Here is a 15,046-nt window from a genome sequence, read left to right as displayed (position 1 = left end):
GCTCACGACTGCTCCAGATACCGGTGGACGAGCATCACGGCCATCGCTCCCTCTCCTACGGCGGACGCGACCCGCTTCGCGGACTCGGCGCGCGCGTCGCCCGCCACGAACACGCCCGGCACACTGGTCTCCAGGTGGTACGGCGGCCGGTCCAGCTCCCAGTCGCCCGGTGGCCGCCCCTCCGGGGTCAGATCGGGCCCGGCCAGGATGAAGCCGCGCCCGTCGCGCAGCACGGTGCCGTCCAGCCAGTCGGTCAGCGGGGCGGCACCGATGAACACGAACATCCACTGCGCGTCGACCCGTTCGGTCTCCCCGGTCGTCACGTCCCGCAGTGTCAGATGCTCCAGATGCCCGTCGCCGTGCGCCGACTCCACGACGGTGCGGGCCCGTACGAAGATGTTGGACGACTCCTCGATCTGCTGGATCAGGTAGTACGACATGGATGCCGCCAGCGACTCCCCGCGCACCAGCAGGGTCACCGACTTGGCGCCGCGCGCCAGGTACATGGCCGCCTGTCCGGCCGAGTTGGCGCCGCCCACGATGTACACGTCGTGTCCCGTGCAGGCGGGCGCCTCGGTGAGCGCCGAGCCGTAGTAGACCCCGCAGCCGGTCAGGTCGTCGCAGCCGGGCGCGGTGAGCTGCCGGTAGGACACGCCCGTCGCGAGGATCACGCTGTGCGCGGCCACCGCGGAGCCGTCCGAGAACCGTACGACCCGCGCGGAGCCGTTGATCTCCAGTCCGGTCACCTCGCGCGCGGTGAGGATCTCCGCGCCGAACTTGGCCGCCTGGCGGCGGGCCCGCTCGGTGAGCTGGGCGCCGGACACGCCGTCGGGGAAGCCGAGGTAGTTCTCGATGCGGGAGCTCTGTCCGGCCTGTCCGCCGGTCGCCGACCGCTCCACCAGCACCGTGCGCAGGCCCTCGGACGCCCCGTACACCGCCGCGCCGAGCCCGGCGGGGCCGCCGCCGATGACGACGAGGTCGTAGAACTCGGCCGTCGGTGTCGTCGCGAGGCCGACCTTCGCGGCCAGTTCGGGCGGCTCCGGCGCGACGAGCGGGGTCCCGTCCGCGGTGATCACCAGCGGCAGCCGCCGTTCGTCCTGTCCTGCCGCGGCCAGCAGTCGCTGTCCCTCGGGCTCGTCGGCGGAGTACCAGCGGTACGGCACCTGGTTGCGGGCCAGGAACTCGCGCACCTCCGACGAGCGCGCCGACCAGCGGTGCCCGACCACCTTGGTGGCCGGCACCGGACGGTGATCGCTGGACCGCCATGCCTCCAGCAGGTCGTCCAGGACCGGGTAGAGCTTCTCCTCGGGCGGGTCCCAGGGCTTGAGCAGATAGTGGTCCACGTCGACCACGTTGATCGCGTCGATCGCCGCGTCGGTGTCCGCGTACGCGGTGAGCAGGACGCGCCGGGCGCCGGGGTAGACGTCCAGCGCCTGTTCCAGGAACTCGATGCCGTTCATCTGCGGCATCCGGTAGTCGGCCAGGATGACGGCCACCAGGTCCCCGCGCAGCTTCAGCTCGCGCAGCGCCTCCAGCGCGGACTCCCCGGACTCGGCCCGCACGATCCGGTACGAGCCGCCGTAGCGTCGCCGCAGGTCACGGGCGACGGCACGGGAGACCCCCGGATCGTCGTCCACGGTGAGGATGACACTCACGGATGATTGGGGACCACCAGCCATACAAGAACCGTACGGGGCGGGAGGAGCCATGGCCACGGCTGGCCGTACCGAGGTCCCTTCCCCGCCTCACGCGGGCAGCCACCCGGGCCACCACGGCGGGACGTTGTCCGGGGGACAGGTGCCGTTGGTGTCGTTGCCCACGCCGAGCGGGGTCCCCAGCCAGGCGAAGTGCACCAGCGTCAGCGCGATCAGGGTGGCCAGGAGGACCGCGGACGGTATCAGCACCCTCACGGACCGGGGCTCGCGGCGCCGCAGGGCGGCCGCCGGCAGCGCCCACGCGAGGAGGCCCGCGAAGGCCCCCGCGAGGACCGTCAGCGGTGCCTGCCAGGTCCACAGGTCGAACAGGCTCGGGTGTTCCCGCGCGATGACCGCGCAGGTCCGGCGTGCCGCACGGGACAGCCGGTGGGCGCCGTAGCCCGCGAGCGCCCCCGCGTGCAGCGTCGAGCAGCCGGCCGCCCAGGGCGGGTTGGTGCGTCGTTCCATGTCAGGGCCAGACGCGCCGCGCCGCCGTGAGGTTCCTCCACCCGACCGGTCAGGCCGGGCGGCGGCCGGACAGGACGCAGAACTCGTTGCCCTCCGGGTCGGCCAGGACGACCCAGCTCTGCTCGCCCTGGCCGACGTCCGCGCGGCGGGCGCCCAGGGACAGCAGCCGGGAGACCTCGGCGGCCTGGTCCTCGGGGCGGAAGTCCGGATGGAGGCGGTTCTTGACCTTTTTGCCCTCCGGGACCGGGGTGAAGAGCAGGCCGGGGAGACGGTCCGGGGCCGGCCGGATCTCGTACTCGTCGGGCGCGTCGTTGACCACGACCCAGCCCAGCGCGGCAGCCCACCAGCGGCCCAGCGCCACCGGGTCGGCCGCGTCCACGACCACTTGTTCCCATACCAACGCCATACCGTTCAGCGTAGTGGTGAAGACTGGGCCGGGTACGAAGTGATCACGACAAGCGGGAGGCAGCGAGATGACGGGCCCGATCACGGCAGGGGTCGACGGGACGGACGAGAGCCTCGCGGCGCTCGCCTGGGCGGCCAGGGAGGCCGTCCGGCGGGATCTGGCGCTGCGGGTGGTGCACGCCTGGCGGTTCCAGCCGGACACGGCGCCGGAGGTGGCGGACCGGGAGGCGCAGGAGCGGTGGGTACGGGACGCGGCGGAGCAGGCCGTCGCGACGGTCACCGAGCGGCACCCCGGACTCGCGGTGACCACCGACGTCCTGGAGGGCAGGCCCGTCGAGACGCTGGTCGAGGCCGCGGCGGACGCGGACACGCTGGTCCTCGGCTCGCGCGGCCACGGCTCGGTCGTCGGGTTCCTGCTGGGCTCCGTGGGCCAGCAGGTGCTCGCCGAGGCGACCTGCCCGGTCGTCCTGGTCAGGGCGGGCGACAAGGCGTCCTCGGAGGTCGCCGGGCACGAGATCGTGGTCGGCCAGCAGGGCGACCCCGAGGACAGCGCGGCCACGCTACGGTTCGCCTTCGAGACGGCCGCCGCGCGCGGCGCGACCGTGCGCGCCGTGCGGGCCTGGACGCTGCCGCCGGTCTTCGCCTACAGCCCCGCCTCGCTCAAGCTCCTCGACGACGCGGGCGGCCTGGAGCCGTACGAGAAGAAGGCGCTCGCCGACGCCCTGCGGCCCTGGCGGGAGCGGTTCCCGGACGTGCACGTGGTGGAGCACGTCGAGATGGGCAGCGCCGGACAGGTCCTGCTGTCGGTCTCCGGGCGGGCCCAGCTCATGGTGGTGGGCCGCCGCGCCCACCGGACCGCGGTGGGCGCCCGGATCGGCTCCGTGGCGCACGGCGTCCTGCACCACGCGGACTGCCCCGTGGCCGTCGTCCCGCACGACTGACGCCCGCGCCGCCCGCGCGGTCGGTCACTCGGGCACGGTGGGCTCCAGGGTCTCCCGTGCCCGGGGCAGGATGTTGACGATGTAGTCGGCGACCACCGTGTCGAGGTCGATGTCGTGCTGCGCGCGCTCCGACAGGTACCAGCGGTGCTCCAGCAGCTCGTGGTAGATCTCCGCGGCGTCCATGGAGCCGCGCAGCTCGAACGGCACCGACCGCACGGTGGGCCGGAACACGTCCCGCACCCAGCGGTGCGCGAGCACCTCGGGGCGGGCGGCGAGCGGATCGCCCGGCGCGTAGTCGTCCTGGGTCGCCATCCAGCTCTCCAGGTCGTTCAGCAGCCGCCGGGCCTGGTTCTCCTCGGTGTCCAGACCGGTCAGCCGCAGCAACTGGCGCTGGTGGTGCCCGGCGTCGACCACCTTCGGCACGAAGGTCACCGTGTCGCCGTTGGAGGAGTGCTCGATCTGCATCTCGGCCACGTCGAAGCCGAGGTCGTTGAGCCGCCGGATGCGGCGCTCGATGTAGTGGTACTTGCCCGCCGGGTACACCGAGGTGCGGGTCAGCTCCTGCCACAGCGCCCCGTACCGGGCGCAGATCTCCATGCCGAACTCGATGGGGTCCACCGAGGGGTGCAGCGCCCCGGACGCCTCCAGGTCGAGCAGCTCGCCGCTGATGTTCACCCGGGCCAGATCGAGGTCGTAGTCGCGCTGGCCGGGGCTGAGCTGAGGGTGCAGGTCACCGGTCTCGGCGTCCACGAGATACGCGGCATAGGCGCCCGCGTCCCGCCGGAAGAGGGTGTTGGACAGCGAGCAGTCGCCCCACGCGAACCCGGCGAGGTGCAGCCGCACCAGCAGCACGGCGAGGGCGTCCATCAGCCGGTGCATGGTCGCGGGCCGCATGGTCGTCTCGAACATCGAGCGGTACGGCATCGAGCCGCCGAGGTGGCGGGTGACGAGCACCGGCTCCAGCGGATCGCCGGTGCCGTCGGTGCGGCCGGTGACCACGGCGAGCGGGTCCACGGCCGGGATGCCGAGCCGGTCCAGGTCGCGCAGCAGCTCGTACTCGCGCAGGGCGGGGCGCTGCGCCAGCTCCTTGACGGCGATCACCTCGTCGCCGGCCCGCGCGTAGCGCACCACGTGGCGCGAGATGCCGCGCGGCAGCGGGACGAGGATCTTTTCGGGCCACTCCTCCAGGGGCAGGTGCCAGGGCAGCTCCAGCAGGAGTGCCGGGTGCTCCGGGTTCGTGGCGCTGATCTGCAAAGCCATGGCCCGAACATTACGGCCTGCGGGCGGTCCGCCTCAGCGTGCGTTCGGGGGACGAGACGCCCGCTCCCGGGCCAGCTCGGCCGCCTTCCGCACCGAGCCGTGGTGCACGGGCCCGTGGCCGGGCAGCAGGGTGTCCGCGTCCAGTCCGGCGAGCACGTCGAGGGAGGCGACCGCCCGGGCCCGCTCGTGGTGGAACATGTCCGGCAGCAGTTGCGGCCCCTGCACCCGGGAGGTGGCGTGACCGCTCGCCAGGGCGTCGCCGGAGACGACGATCCCGGCGTCCGGGAGGTGGAACGCGGCGTGCCCGTCGGTGTGGCCCGGCGTGTGCACCGGGACCGGACGGCCGGGCAGGTCCAGCGGCCCGTCGGCCACCGGGAACGCCTCGGGCGCCGCGACCGGATGCTGCTCGGTCCCGCCGACCCGCAGTACGTGCACCGCCCACGGCAGCACACCGGGCCGCCAGGCGTTGCGCAGCACCTCGGGCGTGGACACCTGCTGGAGGAACTCCCGCCGGGCGTGCGGCACTTCGGCCTCGTGGAGATAGACCGGGGTGCCGTAGGTCGCCCGCAGATGCTCGGCGGAGCCCAGATGGTCGTTGTGCGCGTGGGTGATGAGCACGGCGGTGATCGCCTCCGGCGCGGCGCCCACCGCGGCGAGGGACTCCAGGACCAGCCGCCGGTCCTTCGGATAGCCGGTGTCGATCAGGGTGACCGCGTCCCCGTCGGTGAGGATCACCCAGTTGGTGTGGGAGCCGTGCACCAGATAGGTGCCGTCCGCGACGTGCCGTACATCCGCGCCCATGAGGTCGTCCCGTGTGGTGAGGTGGCTGTCCGACCGGCACAGCAAAGCAGATCGGGTGCCCGGCGCCGCGGGCGGGGCCGTGCCCTGGCCGAAGAGCGACCGGCGTTTCGCCGCACGCCGGACGTTCAGCGCACCCCCTGCGGCCGGAACTGGACGCTGATGCGCGGCCCGGCGGCGCGCGCCGACTTCGGGACGCAGTGCTCCCAGGTGCGCTGACAGGAGCCGCCCATCACGATCAGGTCCCCGTGCCCCAGCGGGCGCCGGACCGTCTCGCCGCCGCCCGCGGGGCGCAGCAGCAGATCGCGGGGCGTGCCGACGGAGAGGATGGCGACCATGGTGTCCTCCCGGGCGCCCCGCCCGGACCGGTCGCCGTGCCAGGCCACGCTGTCCCGCCCGTCGCGGTAGTGGCACAGCCCGGCGGTGACGAACGGCTCGCCCAGCTCGTCGGCGTAGTGCGCCGACAGGGCCGCGCGGGCCTCCTCCAGCACCGGGTGGGGCAGCGGCCCGTCCGGCCCGTAGAACGCGAGCAGCCGGGGGACGTCGACCACGCTGTCGTACATCTCCCGGCGCTCCGCGCGCCAGGGGACCTCGGCGGCCAGGTGCTCGAACAGCGCGTCCGAGCCGCTCAGCCAGCCCGGCAGCACGTCGATCCAGGCGCCGGCGCCGAGCGGGGTGCGGTGGAGTCCGTCGAGGGGGCCGAGGCGCAGGTCGTCGGCCTGGTCGAAGAGGGAGCCCTGGAGGTGGTGCGCGGTCATGGGACCAGCGTAACGCCGTATTCGAAAGTATGTTCGCTCTCTTTTCCCGCCTCTTTCGATACACGGGTGTATCCGATACATTCACGTATCGAACGGAGGTCCGACCATGACCGCGCCGCAGACGACGGGACCACGCGTCACCCGGCGCCGCGTGCGCACCCGGGCCAACCTGCTCGACGCCGCCTTCGCCGTGTTCGCGGCCAAGGGCTTCGGGCGGGTCTCCATCGAGGAGGTCTGCGAGGCCGCCGGCTACAGCCGGGGCGCCTTCTACTCCAACTTCGCCAGCCTGGACGAGCTGTTCTTCGCGCTCTACCGCGAGCGCGCCGACCTGATCGCCCGGCAGGTCGCCGACGCCCTCGCCGGGGACGGACCCGACCTCGACGTACCGGCCTCCGTGGACCGGGTCACCGAGGTGCTCCTGCTCGACCTCGACTGGCTGCTGGTGAAGACCGACTTCCTGGTGCACGCGGCCCGCGACCCGGCCGTCGCCCGCACCCTGCTCGACCACCGGGCCCGGCTGCGCGGCGCGATCGCCGACCGGCTCGCCCGGGCCCGCGGCCACACCCCCCTGCCCGCCGTGCTCGGCGACACCGACTCCGCCGCGTACGCGGTGGTCGCCGCCTACGACGGTGTCACCACCCAGCTCCTGCTCGACAAGGACGTGGCCCGGGCCCGCGCCTGGCTCAAGCAACTCCTCACCGCGCTGCTGACGGACGGCAGCGCTCACCCCGAATGAGAAAGGCAACGGTCGCCATGGACGCGGACGTCATCGTCGTCGGAGCGGGCCTCGCGGGCCTCGTCGCGGCGCACGAACTCACCAGCAGGGGCCGGCGGGTCGCCCTGGTCGACCAGGAGAACGCCGCCAACCTCGGCGGCCAGGCGTTCTGGTCCTTCGGCGGGCTCTTCCTCGTCGACTCCCCGGAGCAGCGCCGCCTCGGCATCAAGGACTCCCTCGACCTCGCCTGGAACGACTGGCAGGGCAGCGCCGGCTTCGACCGCACGGACGACGAGGACTCCTGGGCGGTGCGCTGGGCGCGCGCCTACGTCGAGTGGGCGGCGGGGGAGAAGCGGGCCTGGCTCGCCGGGCACGGCATCTCCTTCGTGCCCACCGTCGGCTGGGCCGAGCGCGGCGATCTGCGCGCCGACGGGCACGGCAACTCCGTCCCCCGCTTCCATGTCGCCTGGGGCACCGGCACCGGTGTCGTCGAGCCGTTCGTCCGCTACGCCAAGCAGGCCGCGAAGGACGGGCTGCTGACCTTCCACCACCGTCACCGCGTCGACGCGCTGGTCCGGGACGGCGAGGCGGTGCGCGGGGTGCGCGGCACGGTCCTGGCCGCCGACGACTCCCCGCGCGGCGTCGCCTCCAACCGTGACGCGGTGGGCGAGTTCGAACTGACCGCCCGGGCCGTCGTCGTCACGAGCGGCGGCATCGGCGCCAACCACGAGATCGTGCGCCGCTACTGGCCCGAACGGCTCGGCACCCCGCCCGCCGAGATGGTCACCGGCGTCCCCGCCTACGTCGACGGCCGGATGCTCGACATCACCGCCGAGGCCGGCGTCCGGCTCGTCAACCGCGACCGCATGTGGCACTACACCGAGGGCATCCAGAACTGGGACTCCATCTGGCCGGGGCACGGCATCCGCATCCTGCCGGGGCCGTCCTCGATGTGGTTCGACGCCCTCGGCCGCCGGCTGCCCGACCCCTGCCTGCCCGGCTACGACACCCTCAACACGCTCCGGCATCTGCGCACCACCGAGGACATCGCGGACCACGACCACTCCTGGTTCGTGCTCAGCCGGAAGATCGTGGAGAAGGAGTTCGCGCTCTCGGGCTCCGAGCAGAACCCCGACATCACCGCCAAGGACCGCAAGGCGGTGCTGCGCGACCGGATCCTCGGCAAGGGCGCCCCCGCGCCCGTCCAGGCGTTCCTGGACCACGGCGCCGACTTCGTCGTCGCGGACACCCTGGACCGGCTCGTCGAGAAGATGAACGCGCTCACCGACAAGCCGCTGCTGGACGCGGAGGTGCTGCGCCGCCAGATCCGGGCCCGGGACCTCCAGATCGAGAACCCGTACAGCAAGGACGCCCAGGTGCAGGGCATCCGCAACGCCCGCCGCTACATCGGCGACCGGCTCGGCCGGGTCGCCACCCCGCACCGGATCCTCGACCCGCAGGCGGGCCCGCTCGTCGCGGTCAAGCTGCACGTCCTCACCCGCAAGACGCTCGGCGGCATCCAGACCGACCTCGACTCGCGCGCCCTCGGCGCCGACGGCAGCCCGGTCGAGGGCCTGTACGCGGCGGGCGAGGTCGCGGGCTTCGGCGGCGGCGGGGTCCACGGCTACAACGCGCTGGAGGGCACCTTCCTCGGCGGCTGCCTGTTCTCCGGCCGGGCCGCCGGACGGGCGGCGGCGGAGGAGACGGGCTGAGCCGTCAGGGGCTCAGCAGGCGCGCGAGCACGGACGCGTGGCTCTCGTCCGGGTCCTTCACCGCCGTCACCAGCGTCACCGCCCCGGAGCGGGCCAACTCCCTGACGTGTTCGAGGAGTTCGGCCGCCTCCGGGGCGGCGAGCTCCGCCTCGTAGCGGCGCGCGAACTCGTCGTAGGACCCCGCGCCCGAGTGGTACCAGTGGCGCAGCTCGGTCGACGGGGTGAGGGCCTTCGGCCACTCGTCGATGTGCGCCTCGGCCTTGGACACCCCCCGCGGCCACAGCCGGTCGACCAGCACCCGCACCCCGTCGGCGGACTCGGGCGGTTCGTAGACGCGACGCACGCGGACACTCACCGGCGGGCCTCTCCTCGGGGGCGGCGGACGCTGTCGAGGCTAACCCCGGAACGGCGCAGTGCGCCGCGTGGCTTGACCTGAACGAGGGCGAACGCGCGGGGCTCGCTGCCTAGGGTGAGGTGATCGGATCACTCGCCACCCCCCGCAAGGAGCGCATGTGACGCACCCCCAGATCCGCAGACGCCCCGCCCTGCCCGGCCGCCGCGCCGTCGCCGTCACCGTGCCCGTCGTCGTGGCGGCCCTGCTCGCCATGGCCGGCCCCGCCACCGCGGCCGGACCGGTGGGCGCGCCCGGCGTCGGCGACCCCTACTTCCCGCTCGCCGGGAACGGCGGCTACCACGTCTCCCACTACGACCTGACCCTGCGCTACGACCCGGGCAGCGGGCACCTCGACGGCAAGGCCGTCCTCACCGCCCGCGCCACCCAGCGGCTGACCCGCTTCGACCTCGACCTCTCGGGTCTGAAGGTCACCGGCCTGACGGTCGACCGGGACCGGGCCGCCTACCGGCGCGACGGCCAGGAACTCGTCGTCACCCCTCGCCGTCCGCTGCGCAAGGGCCAGTCCTTCCGCGTCACCGTCACCTACCGCGGCACGCCGGCCCCGGTGACCGACCCCGACGGCTCCCTGGACGGCTGGATCCCCACCGACGACGGCGCCTTCGTGGCGGGCGAACCGCAGGGCGCCATGACCTGGTTCCCGGCCAACAACCACCCCCTGGACAAGTCCTCCTACGACTTCACGATCACCGTCCCCCAGGGCCGCACCGCCGTCGCCAACGGCGTCCTGCTCGGCCGCAGCACCCAGCACGGGAAGACCACCTTCCGCTGGCGCCAGTCGGAGCCCATGGCCGCCTACCTGGCCACCGCCACCGTGGGCCGCTTCCAGATCAAGCAGTACAAGACCCGCAGCGGCATCCAGGTGTACGACGCCGTCGACCCGCGCGAGGCCGCGGCCGCCGCACCCGTCCTGAAGAAGCTGCCGTCCGTGCTGGAGTGGGAGAGCAAGCTGTTCGGGCCCTACCCGTTCCGCGCCGCCGGCTCCATCGTCGACCACGCCCCGAACGTCGGCTACGCCCTGGAGACCCAGACCCGGCCCGTCTACGACAGCGCGCCCGACCTGAGCACCCTGGTGCACGAGAGCGCCCACCAGTGGTTCGGCGACTCCGTCTCCCTCACCTCCTGGAAGGACATCTGGCTCAACGAGGGCTTCGCGACCTACGCCGAGTGGCTCTACGCCGAGCAGCACGGCGGCGACAGCGCCCAGAAGACCTTCGACGCCCTGTACGCCACCCCCGCCGACGACGAGCTGTGGGAATTCCCGCCCGCCGACCCGGGCAGCGGCGCCAACATCTTCGGCACCCCCGTCTACGCCCGCGGCGCCATGGCCCTGCACGCCCTGCGCACCGCCGTCGGCGACCGTGTCTTCCTGCGCGTGCTGCGCGCCTGGGCGGACCGGCACCGGTACGGCCACGGCACCACCGCCCAGTTCCAGCGCCTCGCGGAGCGGGAGTCGGGCAAGAACCTCACCGCGCTGTTCCGGACCTGGCTGCACACCGACGGCAAGCCCGCGGCGCCCTGACGGGTTCCACACACCTGTCGGTCATCATCGTGGAGCCGTGACCGGGCGGTGGGCGGGATCCGCCGGACCCCGCCCACCGCCTTTCCACGCCGTTCCACGCCTTTCCACCCGAGGGGGGAACCACCCACGTGTGCGCACATGTCCTGGTCGCCGAGGACGACGCGATGCAGGCCGAGCTGATCCGGCGTTCCCTCCTCGCCGAGGGACACACCGCCACCGTCGTCCACGACGGCCCCGCCGCCGTCGCCGCGGCCCGGCGGATCGGCCCCGACCTCGTCGTGCTCGACCTGATGCTGCCGGTCCTCGACGGCATCGCGGTCTGCCGGGCGCTGCGCCGCGAGGACGACATCCCCGTCCTGATGCTCACCGCCCGCGCCGCCGAGGAGGACGTCCTGCTCGGCCTGGAGGTCGGCGCCGACGACTACATGACCAAGCCGTACAGCCCGCGCGAGCTGATGGCCCGGATCCGTACCGTGCTGCGGCGCAGCGGCCGCAGCGCCGCCCGGCGCGAGGAGCCGGTGGTGCGGGCCGGCGGTGTCGTCGTCGACCCGGTGCGGCACGAGGTGACGTGCGACGGGGTGCCCGTGGAGTGCACGCCCGCCGAGTTCCAGATCCTGCTCGCCCTCGCCGGTGAACCCGAACGGGTCTTCTCCCGGCGGCAGTTGCTCCAGTGCACGCGCGGCTTCGACCGCTCCTCCACCGAACGCGCCGTCGACGTGCACATCATGAACCTGCGCCGGAAGATCGAGGCCGACCCGCGCAGACCCGTCCGCCTGGTGACCGTCTTCGGCGTCGGCTACAAGCTCAGCGGCGGCCGGGGATGAGACCGGTGAGCCGCATACCCCTGCGCAAACGGCTGCTGGTCCGGCTGCTGTTCGCGTCCGTCCTCATCGCCGTGTGCTCGGTGGCCGCCACCGCCTGGCTCGCCGTGACCACCACCACCCGCGCGCTGCGCGAGGAACAGGGCCAGGCCCTCGCCGACGACATGGACGTCCTCGCCGAACTGAGCGGCTACGCCGCCACCCACCCCGACTGGAAGGGCGTCGAGACGCTGCTGCGCGCCCTCTCCGCGCGGACGGGCCGGCGGATCGCCCTGACCACCACCGACCGGGTGCCGATCGCCGACTCCGCCCGCCCCGGCACCTCGCTGCCCCCGCGCGCCGCCGCAGGCATCGACCCGCTGCGCACCGACACCTACACCGAGCGCGGCGCCCAGCTCGCCGGCATCGACCCGCGGGCGGTCGGCCCGTACCGCCTCACCGCCGCCGAGCGTGCCAAGCTCGACCGGCACGCCGAGACCCAGCGCGGCTGCTACTCCCGCCTGGGATACGACATGACGGTCACCCGCATCCCCAGCGGCCGCCCCGTCCTCACTCACGAGGAGGGGGCCCCGGAGGTCGCCTACGGGCGCGAGGTCTGCGACGACGGGCGGCTCGCCACGCCCACCCCCACCGAGGACCGGGCGCTGCGCGCGCTCCAGGAACGTGCCCTGCCCTGTCTGAGGAGCGCGGGTCTCGAGGGCCTCGACGCCTCCCTCGGCCTGGTGGTCGACATGGGCGACGGGAGCCTCACGCCCCCGATCATCACCAAGTACTACAAGATCGGTGGCGCTCGGGCGCAACGGGCCGTGCAGAGCTGCGTGGACGACGCCCGCCGCGCCCAGCTCGACCCCTATGTCGCCCCGGCCGCCGAACTTTTCCTCGGCGGCGGGGACAACCGCCCGGCACCCCGCTGGAACCTGTCCCCGGCCAACCAGGCGAAGGTCGCCGGCGCGGCCGGGCTGGTGCTCGCCGTCACCCTCGCCGTGACCGCGGTCGTCGCCACCCGGCTGGTCCGCCCGCTGCGCGCGCTCACCGAGGCCGCCCAGCAGCCCCCCGACCGGCACGCGCGCGTGCCCGTCACCACCCGCGACGAGACCGGGATCCTCGCCGAGGCGTTCAACGACCTCGCCGAACGCCGCGAACGCCTGGAGGCCCAGCGCAAGGCCCTGGTCGCCGACGTCGCCCATGAACTGCGCAGCCCGCTCACCAACATCCGGGGCTGGCTGGAGGTCACCCGGGACGGCCTGGTCGACCCCGACCCCGAACTCCTCGGCGCCCTGCACGAGGAGGCCCTGCTGCTCCAGCAGATCATCGACGACCTGCGCGACCTCGCCGCCGCCGACGCCGGCACCCTGAGCCTGCACCGGGAGCCCGTGCCCGCCGGTGAACTGCTCGCCCAGGTCGCCGCCGCCCACCGGGTCGCCGCCGACACCGCCGGCGTCACCCTGCGCACCACCGCCGAGGACACGCCCTGGCTGGACGCCGACCCGGTCCGGCTGCGCCAGGCACTCGGCAACCTCGTCGCCAACGCCGTACGGCACACCCCGCACGGCGGCACGGTCACCCTGAGCGCCCGGCGCGACGGCGACCGGGTCGTCCTGGCGGTCGCCGACACCGGCGCCGGGATCGCCGCCGAGGATCTGCCGCACGTCTTCGACCGGTTCTGGCGCGCCGAGAAGTCCCGCAGCCGCCGCACCGGAGGCAGCGGCCTCGGCCTGAACATCGTCCGCCATCTGGTCGCCGCGCACGGCGGGACGGCCGAGGCGGCGAGCGAGCCCGGCACCGGCAGCGTCTTCACGCTGCGGCTGCCGGCCGCGGCCCCGCCGGACGACTGAGCACCCCTGCCGCCCCGGTCGGCGGTCACGGGGCCCGGCGGTCACGAGCCCCGGCGGGCCCGGGCGCGCCGCTTGATCGCGCGCCGTTCCGTCTCGCTCGTGCCGCCCCACACCCCGAGTGTCTGATCCGTGTTCATGGCCCAGTCCAGGCACGCCTCCCGCACCGGGCAGCGACGGCAGACCGCCTTCGCCTGTTCGGTCTGGAGCAGCGCCGGGCCCGAGGTCCCGATCGGGAAGAAGAGGTCGGGGTCCTCATGGCGGCACTCGGCGCTCTCTCGCCAGTTGTCCATCGAAGTCACCTGCGATCGAAGTCGTTCGGGCGGATTTTTGGATGTTCGCTCCGAGGCGGGTGACCACGCGGGCCGGGGATGAAACGGCCCGGACGCCGCTCACTGCTCCCGCAGACCCCACGGGGAGCCGTACGCGGTCAGCAGATCCAGGAAGGGGCGGGCGTCGAACGCCTCGGGGCCGAGCACCCCCGCGCCCGACCAGGCGCCGGTGGCCAGGAGTTCGAGCGCGACGACCGGGTTGACGGCCGTCTGCCAGACCACGGCCTGACTGCCGTACTCGGCCATCGACCACTGGTTGTCGACCACGTGGTACAGGTACACCTCGCGCGGCGCCCCGTCCTTCACGCCCCGCACCCAGGTGCCCGCGCAGGTCTTGCCGTGCATGCGCTCGCCGAGCGTGGCCGGGTCCGGCAGACAGGCGGCGACCACGTCCCGCGGGGAGACCGCCACCGGGCCCGACGCGCTCGGCACGGTCACCGGCGTGGTGCGGTCCAGGCCCAACTGGTGCAGCGTCTTGAGGGTGTCGACGAACTCCCCGCCCAGGCCGTACTTGAAGGTGACCCGGCGCGCGTCCACCCAGCGCGGCATCAGGAGCACCTCCTCGTGCTCGACGTTCACGCACTCCACCGGGCCGATGCCGTCGGGGAAGTCGAACACCTCGGGCTCGCTGAACGGTTCGGTGGTGAACCAGCCGCGGTCCTCCTCGTAGACCACCGGCGGGTTCAGACACTCCTCGATCGTGGTCCAGATGCTGAAGGAGGGCGCGAAGTCGTAGCCCTCCACGGTGAGGTTCGCGCCGTCCCGGACGCCGATCTCCTCGATCTCGTCGAAGAGTTCGTCGGCCGCGTACCGTGCGAACACGTCCGACAGACCGGGCTCCACGCCCATCCCGACGAGCGCGAGCCCGCCCGCGTCCTCCCACTCCCGGGCCAGCGCGAACTGTTCGTCGCCGAGCTTGACGCCGCACTCCTCGTACGGCTTCTCGGGATGCGGCCGGGACAGCGACATCGCCATGTCGACATAGGTGGCCCCGGCGGCGCGGGCCGCGCGGAACAGGGGCATCACGAACCGCGGGTCGGTGGCGTTGAGCAGTACGTCGCAGCGGTGGCGGGAGAGCAGCTCCGTCACCGCCGCCTCGTCGCTCGCGTCGACGCGCTCGGCGTGGAAGCGGTCGTCCCCGCCGAGCGCGGCGACGGCCGCCTCGGCGCGGGCCGGATCGTAGTCGGCGACGACCATCGCCTCGAAGAACGGACGCCGGGCGGCGATCCGGGTGATGGCGGTACCCACACCGCCGGCGCCCACGAGCAGGACACGCATGACGAGAACTCCCTCGGTCGAAGACTGGAGAAGGATGCGGAAATGCGGAATGCGGAATGCGGAAAGGGGCCCCTGCCGGAGATCCAATGCCCCGCACC

Annotated in this window: 15 protein-coding genes; 6 read left to right on the top strand and 9 right to left on the bottom strand. The window is 73.4% G+C overall.

What is annotated here, in order from left to right:
- Window positions 1-2: 2 nt before the first annotated feature.
- From AFM16_RS02930 to AFM16_RS02920, 3 genes are all read right to left on the bottom strand, one after another.
- The gene (locus AFM16_RS02930) at window positions 3-1,679 is read right to left on the bottom strand and encodes an NAD(P)/FAD-dependent oxidoreductase (protein WP_078632154.1); all 1,677 of its coding nucleotides are present in this window, start codon (window positions 1,677-1,679) and stop codon (window positions 3-5) included.
- Between the two features lie 66 nt (window positions 1,680-1,745).
- Window positions 1,746-2,162 carry a hypothetical protein gene (locus AFM16_RS02925; RefSeq protein WP_078632152.1) on the bottom strand — a complete coding sequence of 139 codons (417 nt, stop codon included), beginning with the start codon at window positions 2,160-2,162 and terminating at the stop codon, window positions 1,746-1,748.
- A 49-nt stretch (window positions 2,163-2,211) separates the two neighbouring features.
- Window positions 2,212-2,568, bottom strand: a complete 357-nt coding sequence (locus AFM16_RS02920; RefSeq protein WP_030787714.1) for a VOC family protein — start codon at window positions 2,566-2,568, stop codon at window positions 2,212-2,214.
- 67 nt (window positions 2,569-2,635) lie between these two features.
- Here AFM16_RS02920 and AFM16_RS02915 point away from each other — a divergent pair, with 67 nt between their 5' ends.
- A complete protein-coding gene (locus AFM16_RS02915) occupies window positions 2,636-3,508 on the top strand; it encodes a universal stress protein (RefSeq protein ID WP_030787726.1) in 873 nt (290 codons plus the stop codon).
- Window positions 3,509-3,532: 24 nt separating this feature from the next.
- Here the strand turns inward: AFM16_RS02915 and AFM16_RS02910 are convergent, their stop codons facing one another.
- The 3 genes from AFM16_RS02910 to AFM16_RS02900 form a co-directional block, all read right to left on the bottom strand.
- Complete coding sequence (locus tag AFM16_RS02910; protein ID WP_030787729.1) at window positions 3,533-4,768, bottom strand: DUF4032 domain-containing protein; 1,236 nt, start codon at window positions 4,766-4,768, stop codon at window positions 3,533-3,535.
- A 33-nt stretch (window positions 4,769-4,801) separates the two neighbouring features.
- Window positions 4,802-5,569: an MBL fold metallo-hydrolase gene (locus AFM16_RS02905; protein ID WP_030787732.1), complete on the bottom strand. Its 768-nt coding sequence runs from the start codon at window positions 5,567-5,569 to the stop codon at window positions 4,802-4,804.
- Between the two features lie 125 nt (window positions 5,570-5,694).
- Entirely contained in the window at window positions 5,695-6,324 is a 630-nt protein-coding gene (locus tag AFM16_RS02900) for an alpha-ketoglutarate-dependent dioxygenase AlkB (RefSeq protein ID WP_030787735.1), read from the bottom strand.
- A gap of 106 nt (window positions 6,325-6,430) precedes the next feature.
- Here AFM16_RS02900 and AFM16_RS02895 point away from each other — a divergent pair, with 106 nt between their 5' ends.
- The gene (locus tag AFM16_RS02895; protein WP_030787737.1) at window positions 6,431-7,060 is read left to right on the top strand and encodes a TetR/AcrR family transcriptional regulator; all 630 of its coding nucleotides are present in this window, start codon (window positions 6,431-6,433) and stop codon (window positions 7,058-7,060) included.
- Between the two features lie 17 nt (window positions 7,061-7,077).
- Window positions 7,078-8,751, top strand: a complete 1,674-nt coding sequence (locus AFM16_RS02890) for an FAD-binding dehydrogenase (protein ID WP_030787739.1) — start codon at window positions 7,078-7,080, stop codon at window positions 8,749-8,751.
- A 4-nt stretch (window positions 8,752-8,755) separates the two neighbouring features.
- On the opposite strand, the gene AFM16_RS02885 is transcribed toward AFM16_RS02890, so the two are convergent.
- The gene (locus tag AFM16_RS02885) at window positions 8,756-9,106 is read right to left on the bottom strand and encodes a DUF488 domain-containing protein (protein ID WP_030787740.1); all 351 of its coding nucleotides are present in this window, start codon (window positions 9,104-9,106) and stop codon (window positions 8,756-8,758) included.
- Window positions 9,107-9,356: 250 nt separating this feature from the next.
- Between AFM16_RS02885 and AFM16_RS02880 the strand changes: the two genes are divergently transcribed.
- The 3 genes from AFM16_RS02880 (at window position 9,357) to AFM16_RS02870 (ending at window position 13,341) form a co-directional block, all read left to right on the top strand.
- Window positions 9,357-10,685, top strand: a complete 1,329-nt coding sequence (locus AFM16_RS02880; protein ID WP_370628127.1) for a M1 family metallopeptidase — start codon at window positions 9,357-9,359, stop codon at window positions 10,683-10,685.
- Window positions 10,686-10,813: 128 nt separating this feature from the next.
- Window positions 10,814-11,509, top strand: coding sequence for a response regulator (locus AFM16_RS02875; protein ID WP_030787745.1), 696 nt, complete (start codon window positions 10,814-10,816; stop codon window positions 11,507-11,509).
- Complete coding sequence (locus tag AFM16_RS02870; protein ID WP_030787748.1) at window positions 11,506-13,341, top strand: sensor histidine kinase; 1,836 nt, start codon at window positions 11,506-11,508, stop codon at window positions 13,339-13,341. The genes AFM16_RS02875 and AFM16_RS02870 overlap by 4 nt, the downstream gene beginning before the upstream one ends.
- A 41-nt stretch (window positions 13,342-13,382) precedes the next feature.
- On the opposite strand, the gene AFM16_RS02865 is transcribed toward AFM16_RS02870, so the two are convergent.
- Both AFM16_RS02865 and AFM16_RS02860 read right to left on the bottom strand, forming a co-directional pair.
- On the bottom strand, window positions 13,383-13,631 hold the full coding sequence (locus tag AFM16_RS02865; protein ID WP_030787751.1) for a WhiB family transcriptional regulator: 249 nt from the start codon (window positions 13,629-13,631) through the stop codon (window positions 13,383-13,385).
- A 99-nt stretch (window positions 13,632-13,730) separates the two neighbouring features.
- On the bottom strand, window positions 13,731-14,948 hold the full coding sequence (locus AFM16_RS02860; protein ID WP_030787753.1) for a saccharopine dehydrogenase family protein: 1,218 nt from the start codon (window positions 14,946-14,948) through the stop codon (window positions 13,731-13,733).
- Window positions 14,949-15,046: the final 98 nt, after the last annotated feature.

Origin of the sequence: Streptomyces antibioticus, assembly GCF_002019855.1 — a bacterium.
Taxonomy (GTDB): Bacteria; Actinomycetota; Actinomycetes; order Streptomycetales; family Streptomycetaceae; genus Streptomyces; species Streptomyces antibioticus_B.
The sequence above is the reverse complement of the archived record's forward strand: the minus strand, read 5'-3'. Positions and strand labels throughout refer to the sequence as shown.

Bases quoted from the DNA above. Each gene is read 5' to 3' on its own strand.
- AFM16_RS02930 (WP_078632154.1), bottom strand. From the start codon at position 1,679: ATGGCTGGTGGTCCCCAATCATCCGTGAGTGTCATCCTCACCGTGGAC.
- AFM16_RS02925 (WP_078632152.1), bottom strand. From the start codon at position 2,162: ATGGAACGACGCACCAACCCGCCCTGGGCGGCCGGCTGCTCGACGCTG.
- AFM16_RS02920 (WP_030787714.1), bottom strand. From the start codon at position 2,568: ATGGCGTTGGTATGGGAACAAGTGGTCGTGGACGCGGCCGACCCGGTG.
- AFM16_RS02915 (WP_030787726.1), top strand. From the start codon at position 2,636: ATGACGGGCCCGATCACGGCAGGGGTCGACGGGACGGACGAGAGCCTC.
- AFM16_RS02910 (WP_030787729.1), bottom strand. From the start codon at position 4,768: ATGGCTTTGCAGATCAGCGCCACGAACCCGGAGCACCCGGCACTCCTG.
- AFM16_RS02905 (WP_030787732.1), bottom strand. From the start codon at position 5,569: ATGGGCGCGGATGTACGGCACGTCGCGGACGGCACCTATCTGGTGCAC.
- AFM16_RS02900 (WP_030787735.1), bottom strand. From the start codon at position 6,324: ATGACCGCGCACCACCTCCAGGGCTCCCTCTTCGACCAGGCCGACGAC.
- AFM16_RS02895 (WP_030787737.1), top strand. From the start codon at position 6,431: ATGACCGCGCCGCAGACGACGGGACCACGCGTCACCCGGCGCCGCGTG.
- AFM16_RS02890 (WP_030787739.1), top strand. From the start codon at position 7,078: ATGGACGCGGACGTCATCGTCGTCGGAGCGGGCCTCGCGGGCCTCGTC.
- AFM16_RS02880 (WP_370628127.1), top strand. From the start codon at position 9,357: ATGGCCGGCCCCGCCACCGCGGCCGGACCGGTGGGCGCGCCCGGCGTC.
- AFM16_RS02870 (WP_030787748.1), top strand. From the start codon at position 11,506: ATGAGACCGGTGAGCCGCATACCCCTGCGCAAACGGCTGCTGGTCCGG.
- AFM16_RS02865 (WP_030787751.1), bottom strand. From the start codon at position 13,631: ATGGACAACTGGCGAGAGAGCGCCGAGTGCCGCCATGAGGACCCCGAC.
- AFM16_RS02860 (WP_030787753.1), bottom strand. From the start codon at position 14,948: ATGCGTGTCCTGCTCGTGGGCGCCGGCGGTGTGGGTACCGCCATCACC.